This is a genomic window from Sphingorhabdus contaminans (assembly GCF_007280415.1).
Lineage (GTDB): Bacteria > Pseudomonadota > Alphaproteobacteria > Sphingomonadales > Sphingomonadaceae > Sphingorhabdus_B > Sphingorhabdus_B contaminans.
The window spans coordinates 362395-382398 of the sequence record NZ_VKKU01000002.1; the positions used below are offsets into that span (position 1 = coordinate 362395).

Consider the following 20004-nt stretch of genomic DNA (forward strand, 5'->3'; position numbering starts at 1 on the left):
ACGAGCGGTTGGAGACTGTCCCCAACGTCGCTACCCCCGCACTTTGTGCCAAGGCCCCCGGATCGCCAGCGTCATGGTCGGCGCGTAGAAATTCACGAACATGGTCGATCCGTCGGGCGAAAAGCAGGCGCCGGCAAATTCGGTCTGCACGCGGCTGCGGGCGAAGACATAGGCTTTGCCGTCGGGCGTGATGCCGCGCAGATGGTTGTCCGCAATATCGGTATACTGGTCTTCACAGACCATCAGATGCCCGTTCGGCATGACACACAGATTGTCGCCATAATTATAGGCCGCGGCATCCTGTGATTCATAAAAAAGCTCGATCCGTCCCGGCGCGTCAGATTCGCCGGGGAAGCCCTCGTTCACCGCAGGCACATAGCGGAAGATCTGGCCGAGTTTCATCGCCCCGCCATCGGTGCAGGCAAAATAAAGCTCGCCCTTGCCCCACCAGATTCCTTCGCCACGTGCAAACAGCGTCGCGCCAAGAGCATGGCCGCGCAGCCGCAGATCGTCATCGGGACTTTCGGGATTGTCGAGCGGTATCCAGTTGGCACGCAGCGGTTTGCCGCGCAGCACAGCCGCCCCGGTCCAGTTCCGGCTATCCTTAATTCCGGCCTCACCCAAGGCCAGCGCCTCCAACCGGCCACCTTTGGCAAGTTCCCCGCGCACATTGGGGATGAAGCGGTAGAGCAGGCTGTCGTCCCGGTCTTCGGTCAGATAGACAATGCCGGTGCGCGGGTCGACGCAGGCGGCCTCATGGTTGAACCGGCCCATTGCCTTTAACGGCACAGGGTCGACCAGGCCCTTATGGGCCGAAGGCACTTCAAAAACATAGCCATGATCCTGACCCACGCCCTGCCCGGCGCGCGTGACATTTTCTTCGCAGGTCAGCCAGCTTCCCCATGGCGTGATGCCACCTGCGCAATTGCGGATCGTTCCCGACAGGCTGAGCCATTCGGCCTCTTTCCGGCCGGACTTCAGGTCATATATCAGCGTCGTCGTCCCGCCGGGCAGCGGCATGCCGCCAGCGTCCGCCATCCGGTCATAGGCCCGAACCTCGGCACCAACCTTCCCTGGAAACGGCCCGAAACGCAGATCACGGGGGCTGAGTTCATGGTTGCGGACAAGTGCGACCTTGCCTTTTCCGGCTGCAAAAGCGCCCATTCCGTCTCCGGCATTGGGAACAACAAAGCCGTCGTCCATCACATTGCCGAAACGTGAAATCACCTGATAGGTAAAGCCTTTCGGCAGATCGATCAGATGATCGGGATCGGGCAACAGGGCACCATAACCGGACACCTCGCTGCGCGCCGCGGGTGGCATCTGGGCAAGCGAACGTTGCGCAAGACCCGCAAAGGCGAGACTGCCCAGACCGAAATTGAAACTGCGACGGCTAAATTGCATGATATAACCTCTTGGTTGACCCAGGATCAGGACCTCGGCTTCATGCTATTCGTTGCGAAAGATGACAAGCGTGTTGCACCTTGGTAGAGCGCGGCACATTTTCAATTGAAGGCACTTTTTTCCATGACCGTTCGTACGCGCGTTGCGCCCTCCCCAACCGGTGATCCCCATGTCGGCACAGCCTATATTGCTCTGATAAATTACTGCTTTGCCAAAAAGCATGGCGGCGAATTCCTGCTGCGTATCGAAGATACCGATCAGGCGCGCTCCACCCTGCAATCGGAAAAGATGATCCTGGATTCGCTGCGCTGGCTGGGTCTCAGCTGGGATGAAGGCCCCGATGTCGGCGGACCGCACGGCCCTTATCGCCAATCGGAACGCAGCGCGATCTACACCGAACATTGCGACCGACTGCTGGCCGATGGCCATGCGTTCAAATGCTACTGCACCTCGGAAAAGCTGGCCGCGATGCGACGGCACCAGATCGCGGCAAAGCAACCGCCCAAATATGACGGCACCTGCCTGTCACTGACCGATACCGACCGCGCAAAGCTGGATGCCGAAGGCGTCAGCCATGTCGTCCGCATGAAAATCCCGACCGAAGGGACATGTGTGGTGCACGATACGCTGCGCGGCGAAATCGAATTTGAAAATGCCGTCGTCGATATGCAGGTGCTGATGAAATCGGACGGCTTGCCGACCTACCATCTGGCGAATGTCGTCGATGACCATTTGATGGGCATCACCCATGTGATGCGGGGCGAAGAATGGATTTCGTCCGCACCCAAACATCTGCTGCTCTACCAGTATTTCGGCTGGGAACCGCCGGTGCTGACGCATCTTCCGCTGTTGCGCAATGCCGACAAATCGAAATTGTCGAAACGCAAGAATCCAACGTCAATCCTCTGTTACCAGCGTGCCGGTTACCTGCCGCAGGCGATGCAGAATTTCCTCGGCCTGTTCATCAAGAGCGCGAGCGAAGAGGATGAAAAGACCAGCCTGCAGGAATTGATCGACGGTTTTGACGTCCACAATATCTCGCTCGGCGGGCCGGTGTTTGACACGTCCAAGCTGGACTGGCTCAATGGCCGCTATCTGCGCGAAGAACTGGATGTTGGCCAGTTTCTGGACGCGGTAAAAGCATGGGCATTGAACGATAGCTATCTGACCCCGATTGCCGAAATGGCGCAGGCACGGATTACCAAATTGTCGGATCTCGGCAGCCTGACGGGCATGTTCTTCATGAACCGCATCGACGGCCTGACTGCCGATGCCTTGCGTGACGGCGTGAAGATTGATCAGGACCAGCAGCGCGCGGCCTATACGCTGGCATTGCAGCAATTTGACGGCCTGGTCGAATGGAACAAGGAAGGCGTCGAAACAACCCTGCGCCGTACCGCCGAAGTGCTGGAGGCCAAGCTGAAGGATGTCATCCGGCCGATGTATATCGCGATCACCGGCCAGCCGCAGGGCGTTCCGCTGTTCGATGCCATCGTCCATCTCGGCCGCGACATCATCCGCGAACGCCTGCGCCACGCAATGGAACTTCTGGGTCCCGCCAGCAAGAAAGAGGTCGAGGCCTGGACAGCGTTGCTGGCAGCTGAAAAGACCGATTGAGCGCGGGGTCAGGACCAGCCATGCCTGACATCCAACTCCATGAAAGCTGGAAAGCGCCGCTTTTGCCCGAATTTACTTCGGACTATATGGCAGCGCTCCGGCAGTTTCTGGTGTCGGAAAAGGCAGCGGGCAAGACCATCTATCCCAAGGGCAGCGAATGGTTTCGCGCGCTTGATCTCACCCCGCTCGACAAGGTGCGCGTGGTCATCCTCGGGCAGGACCCCTATCATGGTCCGGACCAGGCGCATGGCCTGTGTTTCAGTGTGAAGCCCGGTGTCCGTCCGCCGCCCAGCCTTGTGAATATCTACAAGGAACTGGAAAGCGATCTTGGCCTGCCCCGGCCGCGGCATGGCTTTCTGGAACATTGGGCGCGGCAGGGCGTGCTGTTGCTGAACAGCGTGCTGACAGTTGAGATGGCCAAGGCCGCATCGCACAGCCAGAAAGGGTGGGAACGTTTTACCGACGCTGTTATCCGGCTGGTCAACGCCAAGCCCGATCCGGTCGTGTTCCTTTTGTGGGGCAGCTATGCCCAGAAAAAGGCCGCCTTTGTCGACAGTTCACGGCATCTTGTTCTAAAGGCCGCGCATCCATCACCTCTGTCGGCCTATAACGGCTTTCTGGGGTGCCGCCATTTCTCGCAAACCAATGCCTTTCTCGAAAAGCACGGACAACCCCCGATAGACTGGAGCCTGCCTGATGTCGTTTGATGACCAGCCGCACCGGCGGTTCAATCCGCTGAACGGGCAATGGGTGCTTGTTTCCCCGCACCGTGCCAAGCGGCCCTGGCAGGGGCAGCAGGATGCACCCGACAACAGCGAGCGCCCCGCCTATGATGCGGGTTGCTATCTGTGCCCCGGCAATGAACGGGTCGGCGGGGTGGCGAACCCGGACTATGCCGATGTGTTCGTTTTCGACAATGACTTTGCCGCGCTGATGCCCGGCAAGGACGCGCCGCAACCTCCGGGCAATCCCCTGTTTCAGGCCGCGCCCGCCAACGGGACCTGCCGCGTCATCTGTTTCTCGCCCGACCATGGCAAAAGCCTGCCGGAACTGGACGTGACCGCGATCCGCCGCGTCGTGGATGTCTGGGCCGCGCAGGAGGAGGAACTTGCACAAGGCCATGCCTATGTGCAGATTTTCGAGAATAAGGGCGCAATGATGGGCTGCTCAAGCCCGCATCCCCATGGCCAGATCTGGGCGACAAACCATGTGCCTGTGGAACCATTTCAGGAAAATATAACGCAATTACAATGGTTTGAAGAACATGAGGCGTCGATGCTGCTGGCCTATGCCGAGGCGGAACGGGCTGACGGCAGCCGCACCGTCGTGGCCAACGACCACTGGCTGGCGGTCGTCCCCTATTGGGCAAGCTGGCCTTTTGAAGTCCTTCTCCTCCCTCTTTTTGCCGCTGCAAGCTTCAGCCAGGTTAACAACGAAAGGCGGGACGCCCTTGCCGATATCCTGAAGGCCATCACCACGGCTTATGACAATCTGTTCCAGACCAGCTTCCCCTATTCCATGGGCTGGCACGGTGCCCCGTCGGCAGAACGCAACGCACCCCATTGGCAACTGCACGCCCATTTCTATCCGCCGCTGCTTCGGTCCGCCAGCGTCCGAAAATTCATGGTCGGCTACGAAATGCTCGCCGAAGCGCAACGCGATCTGACCCCAGAAACAGCAGCGGCACAACTGCGCGCCCAAAGCCCCATCCATTACCGGAGTGCCCCATGACACCAATCGATGCCGATCTCCGTCAACGGGTTACAACGGCCTTTGAAAAGCATTTCGGGACGAACGCCGCCCATGTCATCCGCGCACCGGGCCGCGTCAACCTGATCGGGGAGCATACCGACTATAATGACGGCTTCGTCCTGCCCTGCGCCATTGGCCCGTCGACCATGGTGGCAATTGGCGGCCGCAGCGACGAGCAGGTCCATGTCGTCGCAACCGATTTTGGCGATGCGACCGATATGTTCGACCTCAAAGATATCCGCTCTTCCGAGCAAGGCTGGGCCAATTATGTGCGGGGCATGTTGGATGCCGTTCAAAAGGCGGGGTTTCAGCTTCAGGGGGCGAACATTGCCATTGCGGGCAATATTCCCAAGGGCGCGGGACTGTCGTCCTCCGCATCGCTGGAGGTTGCCGTCGGGCAGGCGATGCTCGCGCTTTGCGAAACGGACATTGACCGCACCCGGCTCGCCCAAATTGCCCAAGCCGCGGAATGCGATTTTGTCGGCACAAAATGCGGCATCATGGACCAGCTCATTTCAGCGCAGGGAAAGGCTGGCCATGCGCTGCTGATCGATTGCCGCAGCTTGGGCTTGACCGATGCGCCCGTGCCCGCCGATCTGGCTATCATGATTGTGCATTCCGGCGTCACCAGGGGTCTGGTGGAAGGGCATTATAACGAGCGCCGCCGCCAGTGCGAAGCCGCGGCGAAGGCCATGGGAGTATCGGCATTACGCGATGCCGACATGGAGATGCTGAATGCGGCAGGGCTCGATCTCGTCACCCACAACCGCGCCCGCCATGTCATTGGCGAAAACCGGCGCACGGTGGAGGCGGCGGCCGCTCTGGAAAAAGGCGATCTCCAACGGCTTGGGATATTGATGGCGGAAAGCCACCAATCCATGCGTGACGATTTCGAAATAACGGTTCCCGCGATAGATCGTCTGGTCGATGTGCTGCAAAATGCCATAGGAACCGAGGGCGGCGCGCGCATGACCGGCGGCGGATTTGGCGGCGCATGCGTGGCACTGATGCCGGTATCGCGTGTTTCCGACGTGCGGGCTGCGGTCGAACGCGGTTACCAGACGCCCGATGGCAAGACAGCAGAAATCATGGTGGAAACAGCAGGTCCGGGCGTCAGCCTGATCGACTGACAAGCGCGGCGGGCAACGCCAGATTTTTGCTCAGAATTCAGGAAATATAGCCCAGCCCGTAGATTTCATCCTTGCCGGGCGCGCCGAGATCTTTGGCGCTTTTGGCGAGAGCAGATATACATTTCGAACGGGTCGTGCTGTTGACCGATTTTGCACAGCGCGCGAGCCATGCGGCAATATGCGGTGTTGCAAAAGAGGTCCCGCTGTAGCTGCCAATGCCGCCGCCCGGTGCCGCCGCCGCGACATCGACACCATGCGCGGACACCGTGATATAGCCGCCCTGATTGGCGTAACGGTAGACCTGCAGTTTTCGGTCGACCGCCGTCACCGCGACGACATTCGGTAGCGCGGCAGGATAGGCGGGCGGAGCCGTCGGGCCGCCATTCCCTGCTGCGGCGACGATGACATGGCCTTTGCCCACTGCCCGCGAAATGAGTTTGTCCAGAATTTTGTTGCGCGGCCCTGCCAGGCTGATGTTGATGACGGGCACATCCTGCCCGACCATCCAGTCAAGGGCACGCACAATGGCATCGGCGGACGTAAAGGGCTTGGCAGAATTGCCGCGGAAGATGTTCGCCGCATAAATCTGGCTGGCCCCGTCACGAGCAAGCAAGGACGCGATGGCCGTTCCATGTTCGGTTGGGCTGCTGGCCTTGCCATCTCCAAAATCCCGCTGTTGCAGGCTGGTGGCGTTCAACACCCGATGTGCGGTTACACCTGTGTCGATCATGCCAATTTTCAGATTGCCCTTGCGGCTGGCAATCTTGCTCTGCTTCGCACCGGCTCCACTTCCCTGGGTGGCGAACTGCATGGCGTAATAATGGGTGAAGTCGAACGCGCCGTCGGCATCAATCGCCCGCATGGTTGCCAGAGCAGTCGCGGCGTCCATGTTTTTGGGAATCGAAAGCCGCGTCACAATGCTGTTCAGGGCAGCCAGCGGCGTGCGCTCAATAACTGCAAAGCCCTTTGCCTGAGCGCTCGTGAGAGTCGTATCACGCAGATCGAGCGCAACTATTTCTCCACGGCGAACCGGGAACCCATGCCGGTCCTGCTCGGGACTCTCCGAACTTGCAAGGTCGCGCATGGATTGGGACGAACCGCGAAGTTCTTCGGCAGCTTCGGCCGCTTCTTCCGCAGCTTCGGCTGCCTCTTCTGCGGCTTCCTCGGCAGCCTCCGCGGCCTCTTTTGCGGCCTCTTCAGCTTCTTTTGCTGCTTCTTCCGCTGCGTCTTCTGCATCCTTTGCGGCGTCTTCAGCTTCTTTCGCTGCGCGTTTTTCCGCGTCGGTCACATCTTTGGCGCGATTCTGTTCGTCCTTGGCTTCACGGCTTTGTTTGCCGGAGAATTCCTTGACTTTCTCTTCTGCGGCGCGCTGCTGCGCCCGGTCAAAATCCCGCTGTTCATTGTGGTCGATGCGGTCCATCCGATCTTCCCGCGAGCCGCCACGCGCATGCAGGTTTGTGCAGGCCAAGGCACAAAGCAACGTCATGGTAATGAGGCGACGTGGTGAGCGTTCGGGATGTGTCATTGTTGCTGTCCGTAAACGGGTGAATGTCTAGCCCCACAACGCTTTATCATAGCAATTATTCCACTGGCCAACGAATAAATAAAAGTCTTATTATCCATGCGCCTAGTAACATTTAATGCCTAACAAGGAATAAAATACACAAGGCGGCGTTTTGGGGAGTGAACGTTAGAGTGCAAAGCAGCAACGGAACCGATCTGGACGTTAAGCCGCGCATAATAGCGTTCCTGCCGCGTTTGCGCCGCTTTTGCATGGCTCTCACCGGCAACAATGACAGCTGCGACGATCTGTTGCAGGAAACAGTAGAAAGGGCTTTGACACGGATAGAGCAATGGCAGGAAGGGACCAGTCTCGAAAGCTGGATGTTCCGCATCGCGCAAAATCTCCACATTGATGCCGTCCGGAAAGGAGCACGGAGGGGTCAAAAGGTGGATATCGACGAACTGGCCGGCCTTTCAGGTGAAGACGGGCGGACAATCGTCGAAACGCGTTCCGAACTTGCGCATGCACAAAAAGCTATGGCGGCCTTACCCGATGAACAGCGTATTGTGCTGGCCCTCGTGGTAATTGACGGACGTTCCTACAAGGAGGTTGCGGATATACTCGACCTTCCCATGGGGACGGTAATGAGCCGGGTTTCAAGGGCACGTCAGGCTATCGACCTCTATCTGAATGGCAAAGCTGCATGAGCGGGGCAAGGACATGAACAGCAAAGAGGACCGGGTGAGCGCCTATCTTGGCGGAGCTATGACACCCACCGAAGCGGCAGCGTTTGAGCTGGAGATGGAAGGAGACGCGGAATTGATTGCGATCGTCGAAAGATGGCAGCGCAATGACGCGTTGCTCAAACAGGCATTTTCAACGCCCGAGGCAGAACAGGTTTCGCCCGCATTGCTGGACCGCCTTGGCCTTGGCGATGCTCCGACAGAGAGCAATGTGATCGCGATGGGCATTCCGGAACCGTCACCGGCAAAGGCGCATAACGATAATGTGCCGTCACCCCGGCGGCGCTGGGCCATCGCAGGATCGATCGCCGCAAGCGTTGCAGTGGCAATTGCCGTTGGTAGTTTCTGGACTGCAAAACCCGAAGGCCTCGGCAGCGAACCCCAATTCCAGACCGCGCTGAACGGGTCCGCATCAGGAACATCCGTCGCATTGAACGACCAGAAAAAGCTGACGCCAATTCTGTCTTTCAAAGCGGAAGATGGCCGTTTTTGCCGTGAATTTGCGTTGGAAGGCCAAGGCGGTGGCGAACAGGGCGTGGCGTGCAAGACCGGCAATACATGGGTGATCGAAGCGCTGGTCAAAGGTGGCGGAACGCTGCCTTCGAACAACGAGATCCGCACAGCCGGCAGTCAGGATGCGGCTTCGCTGGATGCGGCCTATAGCCGCCTGGGCGCGGGCGATCCCCTCAATCGTGAAAATGAAATGCAAGCAATTTCAGAAGGTTGGGCAAAAAACTGAATTTACCGCGCATCAGCGGGAATAATGCCTGACCTTGCCCGTTGTTGATCCGTCGGCACTTTCGTCGACGGTAACAAGCGGGAGACGAAATTTGAAAACACTTTGGAAAATGAGTGTTTGCGCGGCAGTCGCTGGCGCCACCCTGTTTACAGCCAGCAGCCTTTCCGCACGCCGGGGCGCTGACGATCCGGCAGGTCATGTGCGGCAATGCCGCGGTTGCGATGACGGACCTGGCGATGATCGCCGGAGCCGTGGTTCGGATGACAAAGCGGTCAAGGATCGGGGCGACAAGCTGGATCGGACGCAAGATGACCGCAGTGGGCGTCAGTCGCGTCGTTCCGATGATGCAGCTGCAGATGATAGACAAGGACGAGGTCGAGAACGTGGACGTGGTCGCGGTCGCGGTGGTGATGACGCCCCCGGCGATGACCGTCGCGGACGAGGTCGCGGCAGCGACGATCCGAGCTGAGTTTCGGGTCGCCGGGCGGCCCTGGAAAGATAGCTACTTTTCAGGGCCGTTTGACACCAAGGGGTGAGAACCCTTTTTACTTTTTTCTAATTCTTCGACATGAGATGAAGCAATTAAGTTTCAGAACATGTCGTCCGGGGGAATTTATATGATTATGAAGCGTTTCAGGGCCGCCTTGGTGGCGGCTACAGCATTGGCACTTTCCGCTGCCGTTTCCGCGCCCGCATATGCCAACGAACAACAAAAGGCAGATGAGGATTCCTCGCCCGAAAGCTGGCGATTATCGACGGGCCTGAATTATTCGTCGAGAAGCTATGGCGAGATTGACGACACGAAGGTCGTATCGGCGCCCGTCGGCCTCAAATACACCAAAGGCAATTTCAGCATCCGGGTTTCGGTACCCTATGTCCGGGTGGACGGGCCGGGCTCGCTTGTTCAAACGCCCGAAGGTTCAGGCAGCGGCTCCAATAGCGGCTCGGGACGATCGGGGAACAGCGGTCATGGAAGCTCCAATTCGGGTTCCGGAAATTCCGGTTCCGGTGGCGTTGAAATTGACGACAGCACCGGCGTTCCGGTCAGCTCCAAGCGAAGCGGTTTTGGCGACGTTGTTATTTCGGCGACCTATTCCTTTGATCTGGGTTCGGATTTCTACATTGATGCAACCGGCAAGGTCAAAGTACCGACCGCATCGACGGCAAAGCGACTGGGTACGGGCGAAGTTGATGTGACTACCGGTCTTGATTTTGTGAAATCAATCGGCCCGGCAACCTTCTACATTCACGGCCGCCGCAGATTTGCCGGAAAGCCAACCGGCTCGCTGATCCGCAGCACATGGGGTGCAGGTGGGGGAGCGAGTATCAAGGCCGGCGATACCATCACGCTGGGCGCGGACTATGACTGGCAGGAGGCTACTTTTGCCGGCAATCCCGCAAATAGCGATGTGACCGCCTGGGCCAGTGCGCGCCTGAACAGCAAGATGAACCTGTCCATATTCGGTTCCACCGGGCTCAACAGCAACAGCGCCGATTTCGCCGGCGGCATCGGGTTGAGCATCAAGCTCAACTAAACGCGCGCTTTCGGGCACAGCAAAAAGGCAGCTGGCAACGGACATGTTGCCAGCTGCCTTTTTTGTGCCGGTTCAGAAACGGAAGACGACACGGATCTTGGCAAGGATGGCGTCTTTCGATCCGCTTTCAAAACCCTTGCCGGGCATGAACCAGCCGACCTTTGCCTCCAACGCCAAGGGCTTTGCCAGGCGGGTGGAAAAGGCAAGGTCGATTTCGGTGCCAATATCGCGGTCGTCGCCGGTAAGCTCTGCCGAAATAGGCGAACCGCGGACATCATCATCGTCGCGCTTGGCCTGACGGTACCGGTGACCGATAAGTTCCAGGGAGCTGGAAGCGGTGGGCCGGATACCCAGCCCGAGCGTCAATATCTCGATGTTCGACAGGTCGGGATCAAGCGCCTCACCATAATAGCGCACGTTGCCGAGGCCGGTGATGCGGTCTTCATTGTCCTGCAGTCCCGTCTGCCGGAAGGAGCGGTCTGTCGTCGCATCCCCACCGCCTGTTGCGTGGGCGTAGCCGGCAAACAGCGACGGTTTGGCCGGAAGCGGAAGGTGCCAGATCAGTCCGGCGTCTATCGCACGGGCGCGCAGCTTGCGCGTGCCGGAAGTGCCGCTCTGCCGGGCGAGTTCCAGCCAGTGTCCGATCTGCCCCGTCCGCCCTTCGGACTGGATGCCGATGGTCAGCGGGCTGAGGTTGGTGGCCCGCAGGTCGTTCTGCTTGATGGCATAGGCAGACAGATCCCAATCGCGGGTGACTTCATATTCGGCGTGGAATATCCAGTTATCGAACTTGCGCCGCACCGGTTCCTTTTTCAGCAGATTGGCCCGCAGCAATTCCTCCCGCCCCCACATGGCCTCGATCCGCCATTGGCGATGGTCATAAGCGACGCGGATACCGTCAAGGCGGCTGTCATATAGCCATTCGCGGCCATCCTCGACATCCTGCCGGCCAAGCTGAAGCTGGAAATCCTTCGCGAGGAAATCATCGAACAAAATGTTCAGTTCGCGTATTTCCAGCCGCTCGATCGAGTTCCACTTTCCCGTCCGCCGGTCAAGGTCGAAACCTGCCTCGACCGATGCGACAATCTCGATATCGTCATCGGGTGTATACAGCATGTCAACGCGCGCCTCCGGCTGGATGCGGGTCTCGGAATCATTGGTCAACCGGTCGAGATCGACATCATCCAGAAAACTGCCTTCAATCGTCAGCCGGGCACTCAGCTGCAGATCATCTTCTTCGTTCAGCTTGACCGTGTTGTCGCCAAACAGGCTTTCGTCCGGAACCGTCGCCTTGGTCTGGGCCTGCGCGTCGGAAATGGGCAAGAAAGTGGCGTTGGCCATGCAAAAGGCAAAGCCCATGCCGAAAGATTTGCGGATCATTGGGGACTCCTGCGGTAAAGGGGTAATGTGTGAACATGTGCCTGGCACAGCTCCAGCAAGGCGGGTGCGCTTGCCTGGCGTTCGGGCATGCGGTCGCTGATTTCGAGCAAGCGGACGAACGAGAGAAATTCGTAGATGGCTATATTTTCAGGCCGGATGGCGGGATTTTCCCGGCAGGCGCTACGGACGAACTGCCTTTGCCAATCGGCAAATCTTTCGGGGTCATTCCATGCGCGCAGTGCCCATTCTGTCAGGTGAGCGTTGAAATTTCCGATATCGAGTGCGGGGTCGCCGAGGCACAGCAAATCAAGATCGATAAGATAAAGATCCGCGCCATCGTGAAGCAGATGATCGTGATAGAAATCGCGGTGTATGGGCCCGTGGGCAACCGGCAAAAGGCATCCCGCCCGCGCTTCTGCGGCATGGCGTATGTCGGCCACAGCCGGGGCCCATTCGGGACGCCGTTCGGCCAGCATGGTCAGGCGCTGGTCCAATATAGCGAGTTCATCGGCAATCATATGACGCCGCAGCGGACGCACGCCGGACTTGTGCAATGCCGCAATGGCCCGCGCCGCATCCCCTGCATCGCAAGTCAGCGTTGAAAAGGCTTTGCCGGGAACCTTTGCCTGTATCCACATGGCGAGATGCGGAACAAGGGCGATGGGTTCTGCCACCCGGGCGCCCGATTGTCCGTCCGGACCAAAGCCATTGTTCCAAAGTTCCTGCTGCACCGCAAAGCTGCGGCTGTCGGCACCCTTTGCGCGGATTTTTCCGAAAGCGGTGAAGGCACGACCGTCAGAATCGCGCAGTGCATAAGACACCAGACAGCGGCGGCCGGGCTTGTGCCGGACGAGATGTGCCGCCTCGACACGCCCGCCATAGCCCGCCTGCGCCAAGGCGCGGGTGACCGCGACCGGATCCAAAGCTGCGCCAAGTTGCGGCATGGCAGGGTCATCAGGACAGTCTTGCAGGGCAGCAGTAACCGGACACAAGGCCTCTGCCTGAGCCAGCATCGCGGCTATCGCCGTGGGCCAGTCCGCCTGCCGTTCGCGGAATGGCCGTGTGGCAAGGCGGAGCAACCCCAAGGCCATTTGCGCATCCAGATCACGCATCGAAAGCGAACCGCCCTGTGCGCGGTAGCCATCCACCAGCGCATCGCGAAAGGCGTCGCATGCGGCTTTGGGCAAGCCGTCCGCCATCAGATGGGCGAGCATATTGCCGAGATCCCATGCAGCGGGACCAGACACCGCCTCGTCAAAGTCGACGCAGATCGTGTCGGTCCCCTGCAACAAAAATTGCTCCAGATGGCAGTCGCCATGCAGCGCGACCGGTTCGGTACCGGTGTCGAGGGCCGAGGATATGGCATCGGCAAGCGCAAGGGCGCGTTTCCCAAGCCCAGGGCGAAGAGCCGCAATATCAGAGGCCAGAAAGCGTGCGCTCGCCTGTTGTTCGCCGAGGGTGAGGCGGCGAAGGCCGGTGGCCGGCTGGCGATGCAGGGACGCAAGCGCCCATCCGATCTGGCGGGCATTTTCCGGCGTTGCTCGCGCAGCAACGCCGGATACCCAGCGGCTGACGACAGCGCCATGCCGGTCCGAGCAGGAAAGAAATTCGGGAATTTTGAGCGCGCCTGACGAGGCAAAAATCTGCGCCGCATCAAGCGCGCGCGCATAGCTTTCGGCGCTATGCAGTTTCAGCACCGCAACAGGCTGGTCCTGATACCGGACTTGCGCGACAAAGCGACGGCCCGGGCGATAACGCAAGGGAATGATCGTGGCCTCGCGCGGCAGTCCGAGTTTCGCCAGAAGCGGGCCCTGCGCCTCTGCACTCGCCACACGCCACAGCCGTTTCAATTGCGGGTCATTGGGAAAGCACGCCATGCTCAGCGCAAGTTCGGGAAAGAGGATACGGCCCGCGCCAAAGGGCCCGTCAATGCCCTGCTTTTGGGTTACCTTGGCCAGCTTGTCCGCAGCATCCCTTGGCCGCGCGGTAAAGGTGAGCCAGGTCGGCGTGCCATTCACCGACAGGGCAAAACCGGCAACGCAACTGGTTCCGGGTTTGTAGCGCAGATAGATGGACGTCAATGTATCCAGCACCAGATGCGCAAAGCGGTGGCGCAGGAAATCAAGCAGGGCCGCAGGGTCGAGCAGCAACTCCAGTCCGGGCAAGCCCGGGTCGCGATCGACCAGTTCCCGATCAGCCATAGAGAGCATGGACGCCTCCCCTGCCGAAAGGACTGCGATCGGCCTGCATCGCGGAAAATACGCCGCCTTTCGCCAACAACTCCTGCGGCGTACCCTGCTCGGCAACCCGTCCGTCGCTGAGGACCAGAATACGGTCGGCATTGGCGGCAGACGCCATGTCGTGCGTAATCATGATGACCGTCGCCCGCCGGGAAAGGCGGTGGATAGCCTCATTGATCAGCGCTTCATTGTCGGGATCGAGACCATTGGTCGGCTCGTCAAAGACAAGGATCGGGCAGCCACGCAGCGCGGCGCGGGCGATAGCGATCCGCTGCCTTTGCCCCATCGACAAGGATGCCCCGCGCTCGGCCAGTACCGTGTCATAGCCTTCGGGCATCATCGATATGAATTCATGGGCACCCGCCAATATCGCTGCTGCCGTGATATCCGCACTGCTCGCATTGGGGCGTGCCAGCGCGATATTTTCGCGCACGGTGTCGGCCAGAAAGAAATTGTCCTGCTGCACCACCGCAACCTGTCCGCGCAGCGACGCGAGGGTCAGATCGGAAATATCATGTCCGTCAATCTGGATCGTGCCGCCCGACGGCTGGTAAAGGCGCAGCAGCAGGCTGGCGATCGTGCTTTTACCCGTCCCCGAAGGCCCGACCAGCGCAACCAGTTCGCGAGGCGCAATGTCGCAGGTAAAGCCGTTTAGTACCTTGCGGCCATTGGGGTAGGCAAAGGAAATCTGGTTGAAGCTTATATGCCCGGAAAAACGCGGTGCCATATAGGCGTGGGGAGCTTCACAAATCTGCGGTTCTTCCTCAAGCAGATCGGCAATACGTTCGCCTGCCGCGGTTGCTTTGGCGATGCGGCTGGAATTTTTGGCAAAGTCGCGGACAGGGCGGAAGGTGTTTTTAAGATAGGTCAGAAAGACGACCAGATCGCCAGCCGTCAATTCACCCCGCAACACGAGCACCGCGCCATACCACAGCGTCAGGGCGGTTGAGAGCCCAGCGATCAGATCGGTTGCACGCTCCAGACTCGCAGAGAGCCTTTTGGCCTTCACCCCGTCGGTCAGCGCACCGTCATTTTTTGCGGCAAATGCTCCGGCCATCCGGCTTTCGAGCGACAGGGCCTGCACTACGCGAATACCACCCAATGCCTCGGCCGTGGTTGCCGCAATACTGCCTTCGCGCTTGCGCTGTTCACGGCTGACCTGCTGTATCCGGCCGCCGAGCCGGACGGTTGCAAGGGCGAGCAGCGGGAGCGGCGCCAGTGCCACCAGCGCCAGCCGCCAGTCCAGAACCAGCATCACCCCCGCCATGCTGACAAGGATCAGCACATTGGTGGCAAAGGGCAGCATGGCGGTCACCATCGCCTCGCGCATCGAGGATACATCGTTGACCACACGCATTGTGAGATCGCCCGTCCGCGTGGTTTCATGGAAGGCCAGCGACAGGCGCTGCAAATGGCAATAAAGATCGTGCCGCAACTGGCCCAGAACGCGCGACCCCGTCAGCGCAAAGCCGACCGTGGCGAGATATTCGCATAATGCGCGAAGGCCGACGCTGAGCAGGACAAGTCCAGCGCACAGGACCAGCAACGTCATCGGTGCAAGTGCGTCAAGTGCGGCAATTCCGCTGCTAGCCGCAGGGGTGCTTGCGACCACATGGTCGATCACGATTTTCAGCGGCCAGGGTTCCACAAGGCGCAGCACGGTCGCACCGATCAATGCGAGGCCCGCGCCCAGTGCGAGCCGACGTTGGGCACGCAGATAGGGCACGACATGGCGGTACACGCGCGCGAGGCCGGTGCGCAATTCGCCGAAACGGACGGGAGAACGCCGCCGTTTCAACAGGCGACCCTTTCCCCGGCCTGTGCCAGAATCCGGCGCGCGACACTATCCCAACCCAGTTCGGCCAAGGCATGGTCACGTGCCGCCGACCCAAGACGCGTCCGGCTGTCAGGAGAGCGGATGAGCTCGGCCAATGCATGGGCAAGCGCATCCCTGTCACCCGCAGGGCAGAGCAGGCCCGTCGCGCCATGCCGAACCAGTCCGTCAATATCGCCGATCCGGCTGGCAACGACCGCCCGGCCAGCGGCCATATATTCCATGACCTTGAGCGGCGAGAAATAGAAGTCAGCAAGATCGGGATAGGGCGCGACGGCGATATCCATCCGCGCAAGCAATGCCGGTATCGCGGCCGGTGCCACGGCACCTGTCAATTCCGTGCGGTTTGCAAGGTCGCGTTCGGCCAGAGCACGTTCCAGGCCTTCGCGTTCTGGGCCATCACCGACGAGCAATAGACGGAATGGCAAATCCTGCGCTTTCAACATGGCGGCGGCATCGACTAGGATATCCAAACCGTGCCAGGGCTTCAGCGTGCCGACAAAGCCGATGACCGGTTCGGCATGGTGCGGGTTGAACGAAGGCACAAAGCGGGCAGCGTCCACGCCATTGGCGATGATGTCGATTTTCGCACTTTCGACGACTTCGCGTTTCAACCAGTTGGCAACACCGGTGGATACCGCAACAATCCGGTTCGCGGCACCAAAGGCTTCACCGGACAGCATTTCGGCAAGTTCGCGGTGGACCAGTGCACGATGTGTTGCCTGTTCTTCCACCAGCGGGGCGTTGACTTCCAGCACGGAAGGCACCGCATTTTGTTGCGCCCACTTTACCGCCGCGCTGCTCCACAGGGCGTAGCGTTCATACAGCATGTCGAACGGACCGTGGGCATCAAGAAGCGGTGCAATGGCGGCATCCAGATGGACAAGTTCCAGTTCGCGCTCGGACCCTCCGGCAGAGATTGGCTTTGCGAGCTCGACGCAGCGTAAACCTGCAAGATCGGCCGGTGCCTCTCCGCCCCAGCGCCGGGCAAAAAGGGTCACGCCATGGCCGAGCCGGCTTAAAGCCCGGACGATTTCCTGGACGTGGATGGAGCATCCCTTCGTCCCGAATACCGGCACGCCGGGATCGGCGCAGATATAGGCGATGCGCATCGCTGTTATCCCGCCACGCGCCGCAATGCGACCGTTGCGGCGCGGGCGGAAAAGAAATTACGAAGATAGGCGGCATTCTGGTCAACGTCGAAATCACGCTCGATCATTGCACGGGCCTGGGAAGCCAGCCGTTCGCGCATTGCCGGATTTTCAAGGACGAGACCAAGGGCCTCGGCAAGAGCCTCGGGGTTGCGCTGTTCAATGCAGAGGCCGGTTGTCCCGTGTTTCACCACTTCGGGAACGCCGGTCACATCGGTCGACACACAGGGCGTGCCCAGTGCCATTGCCTCGACAAGCACGGTCGGCAGACCGTCACGGTCGCCATCATCGGCAACGATGCAGGGCAGCGCGCTGACGCCGGCGGATTGCAGGGCTGTGATGACATTCGGACGGGGCAAGGCGCCTGCGAGCCGGACCTTGCCGGTAAGGCCGCGGTCTTCGATACGTTGCTCAAGGTCGGCGCGTTGCGGGCCGTCGCCGATAATCTCGCAGGTAAATTCCTGCCCCCGGGCGTGCAGCAGGGCGCAGGCTTCGACCAGCGTGGCAAAGCCCTTTTTTTCAACAAGGCGTCCCACGGCAACAATATGCTTGGGACGGGCCACCGGAGACGAATAGGGAAATTCATCCAGCCACAGGCCATTGTAGATGCGCTGCACATGCGGGGGGTGGAACCCGTAGGTGGTCGCAAGATAGTCCACATTGAAGTCCGAGACCGTCACCACCGCTTCGGCATCCGCCAGTTTCGGATGCAATTTCAGGGGGTCGATATCGGCGTGGAAAATGTCCTTTGCATGGGCGGTTACGCTATAGCCAATGCCGGCAAAGCGGGCGGCCATGCGGGCAACTGTCGTGGCGACGGTGGCAAAATGGGCGTGCAAATGGGTTATACCCGCCTTGCGGGCGGCGATTGCCAGATGGATCGACTGTAGCACGTCAGGCAATTCTTCGCTGCGGAACGCTTCCAGATTTTCCCAGAAACGCGGCAGCGACTTCGCACCATCCTTCAGCGCCGACCACAGACCTTCCGCCTTGGGCGTGCTGTCCGAAATATAATGCACCGGCGAACGCACCTGGCCCAGGATCGACTGGAAATAAGGCTCGTTCACCCGCCGCACGGCAAAGATTTGGACCGGAACCCCTGCCCGTTCATGGGCCAGAATCTCGTTGACGATGAACGTTTCCGAAAAACGGGGATAGCGTTTGACGACATAGCCGATATGCATCGGGTTGATTCCTTTCCGGTTCAGGCAAGCCCGACAGATGCGAGCTGAAGAGGTGGCAGAGCGGTATGTTCGCAGACGCGGCCGCTGGTGATTTCCCCGGCCCATGCGACGATGGCGTCCAGTCCGCCAAAATCGATGCTGGCACGCGCATTGGGCCGGGCTGTGGGCAAGGCCAGCCACCGTCCGATCGCATCGGACGAGGCCTGCGCATCGGGCAGGCAGGTGGCGAGCGCCAGTTCCTCCAGCCGGCGCGCACGGATGAGCTGTTCGGTGCGGGGTGTGGAACGGGGAACGAACAGGGCGGGCAGCCCGGACGCGAGAATTTCATTTGCCGTATTATAGCCCGCCATGGCCACAACCCGGTCCGCACGTCCGAGCAGGGGAACAAGATCGCACACCCCCTCGACAAGCTCCATATCACCCCGTGGCGCGATCATGCGGAGCAGGGCTTCCCGGTTCTCGCCGGGCATCAGGGGACCTGTTACGATGAGACCGCGCATATGGGCGGGCAATGGAGCGGCGGCGAAATGGCAGGCCAGCGCAAAGCCGTCCTGCCCGCCACCTACCGAACACAGCACCGTCTTGCGCGCATCCACGTCGCCACTTTGCGCAGGCAAGCGGCTGGCCGACGACCGGAAGGGGTCGAGATAGCCGGTGTAGCTGGTGATCGCTTTCAGCTCTTCGGGGAAATCGTAAATGTCGGCGGTGGGGTAAACGGACGGATCGCCATATACCCAGATCGCATCATAAAGACGGGATAGTGTGCTGAAATTCCGGCGGCGTTCCCATTCGCGGCGGATCGTTTCGGGATCGTCCAAAATGTCACGCAGGCCGAGCACGCAATGCGTGTTGCCGTCGCGCCGCATCCGTTCCAGCGCGGGCAAAAGTTCGTCCAGCGCACCGCCCGGCACATTATCGGCAATGAAAAGATCAGGCTGGAACCGCTTAAGCGCAAGGTCGATGAGGTCCGCCCGGAAGCGCGTTAGCTGATCGATGCCGATGTTGAGCGACCGCGACGAATATCCGCCGTCCGCATCCTTGCGGTAGGCAGGAAGGACAACGGAATCGATGCCCTGCGGCATCGGAAAGGCACCGCCCTCCCGCACGCCGGTGATCAGAAGCACCGTCGCATTCAGTGGCGGCGCGGCAAGTGCCATCGCAATCAACTGGTTCCGGCGGATATGGCCGAGACCCATGGTGTCATGCGAATAGAGTGCAATGCGCGGATGGGGGAGGCGGATCGGGCTGACGATCATGACCCGAGCCCTGCATCAACCGAGGTCCGACGCGCAGCGCAGCGATACGGGTCCGAGCGCAAAAATGGTCCAAACAGCTTGCCAGCCGTGCCGTTCGCTAAGTCCAGAAGCAAAGGTCGCCCTCCCGCGTTGAAGATTGAATTCGTCAGAATAACAATGCGACAACGAAGGCCCGGATGGATTATTCCCGTAATTTCAAAAGGATCGGGAAATAACTGTCATCAAATTGAAATATTTGGATAGTTTTTCAAAATCGCGCAGGAAATTTGAAACAAAGCAACTGCGTAACGATGCGAAGACGATCCCGGCCGAATGTCGGCCCCACAGCATCTGTTTACGGCAATTGGCTGGAAAATGGTGCCGCCTATAGGATTCGAACCTACGACCCCCGCATTACGAATGCGATGCTCTACCAGCTGAGCTAAGGCGGCGATGGCTGTGTGGCCAAGGCGGCCCGCATAGACATGTGTTCGGGTGAATTCAAGCCTCCATTGCGCACAAGAAAAACCCCGGTGGCACGCCACCGGGGTAGTTT

At 59.8% G+C, this 20004-nt stretch carries 16 protein-coding genes and 1 tRNA gene; 8 read left to right on the top strand and 9 right to left on the bottom strand.

The annotated features are described in order from the left end of the window. Positions 1–30: 30 nt before the first annotated feature. Positions 31–1404, bottom strand: a complete 1374-nt coding sequence (locus FOM92_RS10035; protein ID WP_143776740.1) for an alkaline phosphatase PhoX — start codon at positions 1402–1404, stop codon at positions 31–33. Positions 1405–1527: 123 nt separating this feature from the next. Between FOM92_RS10035 and gltX the strand changes: the two genes are divergently transcribed. From gltX to galK, 4 genes are read left to right on the top strand one after another with little or no spacing between them, the layout of a single operon-like run. Beyond that, positions 1528–3021, top strand: a complete 1494-nt coding sequence (gene gltX, locus FOM92_RS10040; RefSeq protein WP_143776741.1) for a glutamate--tRNA ligase — start codon at positions 1528–1530, stop codon at positions 3019–3021. A 20-nt stretch (positions 3022–3041) separates the two neighbouring features. Further along, positions 3042–3728 (top strand): uracil-DNA glycosylase, encoded by a 687-nt coding sequence (ung, locus tag FOM92_RS10045; protein ID WP_143776742.1) that lies wholly within the window; start codon positions 3042–3044, stop codon positions 3726–3728. Beyond that, complete coding sequence (locus tag FOM92_RS10050) at positions 3718–4752, top strand: UDP-glucose--hexose-1-phosphate uridylyltransferase (protein WP_143776743.1); 1035 nt, start codon at positions 3718–3720, stop codon at positions 4750–4752. Before ung ends, FOM92_RS10050 begins: the two co-directional genes overlap by 11 nt. Continuing rightward, complete coding sequence (galK, locus tag FOM92_RS10055) at positions 4749–5903, top strand: galactokinase (protein WP_143776744.1); 1155 nt, start codon at positions 4749–4751, stop codon at positions 5901–5903. Before FOM92_RS10050 ends, galK begins: the two co-directional genes overlap by 4 nt. Before the next feature lie 37 nt (positions 5904–5940). Here galK and FOM92_RS10060 read toward each other — a convergent pair whose 3' ends face one another. Continuing rightward, positions 5941–7428 carry a S8 family serine peptidase gene (locus FOM92_RS10060; RefSeq protein WP_246087257.1) on the bottom strand — a complete coding sequence of 496 codons (1488 nt, stop codon included), beginning with the start codon at positions 7426–7428 and terminating at the stop codon, positions 5941–5943. A gap of 170 nt (positions 7429–7598) precedes the next feature. On the opposite strand from FOM92_RS10060, the gene FOM92_RS10070 reads away from it, so the two are divergent. The 4 genes from FOM92_RS10070 (at position 7599) to FOM92_RS16030 (ending at position 10424) form a co-directional block, all read left to right on the top strand. Beyond that, on the top strand, positions 7599–8114 hold the full coding sequence (locus tag FOM92_RS10070) for an RNA polymerase sigma factor (RefSeq protein WP_211347388.1): 516 nt from the start codon (positions 7599–7601) through the stop codon (positions 8112–8114). A gap of 13 nt (positions 8115–8127) precedes the next feature. Next, complete coding sequence (locus FOM92_RS10075; RefSeq protein WP_143776747.1) at positions 8128–8889, top strand: anti-sigma factor family protein; 762 nt, start codon at positions 8128–8130, stop codon at positions 8887–8889. Positions 8890–9002: 113 nt separating this feature from the next. Continuing rightward, the gene (locus tag FOM92_RS15960) at positions 9003–9425 is read left to right on the top strand and encodes a hypothetical protein (RefSeq protein WP_170226845.1); all 423 of its coding nucleotides are present in this window, start codon (positions 9003–9005) and stop codon (positions 9423–9425) included. A gap of 81 nt (positions 9426–9506) precedes the next feature. Further along, positions 9507–10424: a hypothetical protein gene (locus FOM92_RS16030; protein ID WP_211347389.1), complete on the top strand. Its 918-nt coding sequence runs from the start codon at positions 9507–9509 to the stop codon at positions 10422–10424. A 72-nt stretch (positions 10425–10496) separates the two neighbouring features. Here FOM92_RS16030 and FOM92_RS10090 read toward each other — a convergent pair whose 3' ends face one another. From FOM92_RS10090 to FOM92_RS10120, 7 genes are all read right to left on the bottom strand, one after another. Further along, positions 10497–11804, bottom strand: coding sequence for an alginate export family protein (locus FOM92_RS10090; RefSeq protein WP_143776749.1), 1308 nt, complete (start codon positions 11802–11804; stop codon positions 10497–10499). Next, on the bottom strand, positions 11801–14005 hold the full coding sequence (locus FOM92_RS10095) for an aminoglycoside phosphotransferase family protein (RefSeq protein WP_170226846.1): 2205 nt from the start codon (positions 14003–14005) through the stop codon (positions 11801–11803). The genes FOM92_RS10090 and FOM92_RS10095 overlap by 4 nt, the downstream gene beginning before the upstream one ends. Next, complete coding sequence (locus FOM92_RS10100) at positions 13998–15842, bottom strand: ABC transporter ATP-binding protein (protein WP_211347390.1); 1845 nt, start codon at positions 15840–15842, stop codon at positions 13998–14000. Before FOM92_RS10100 ends, FOM92_RS10095 begins: the two co-directional genes overlap by 8 nt. Then, positions 15839–16990 carry a glycosyltransferase family 4 protein gene (locus tag FOM92_RS10105; protein ID WP_143776751.1) on the bottom strand — a complete coding sequence of 384 codons (1152 nt, stop codon included), beginning with the start codon at positions 16988–16990 and terminating at the stop codon, positions 15839–15841. Before FOM92_RS10105 ends, FOM92_RS10100 begins: the two co-directional genes overlap by 4 nt. Before the next feature lie 5 nt (positions 16991–16995). Next, a complete protein-coding gene (locus FOM92_RS10110; RefSeq protein ID WP_143776752.1) occupies positions 16996–18213 on the bottom strand; it encodes a glycosyltransferase family 4 protein in 1218 nt (405 codons plus the stop codon). A 20-nt stretch (positions 18214–18233) separates the two neighbouring features. Beyond that, on the bottom strand, positions 18234–19469 hold the full coding sequence (locus FOM92_RS10115; protein WP_143776753.1) for a glycosyltransferase family protein: 1236 nt from the start codon (positions 19467–19469) through the stop codon (positions 18234–18236). A 355-nt stretch (positions 19470–19824) separates the two neighbouring features. Then, positions 19825–19900, bottom strand: a tRNA-Thr gene (locus FOM92_RS10120). Positions 19901–20004: the final 104 nt, after the last annotated feature.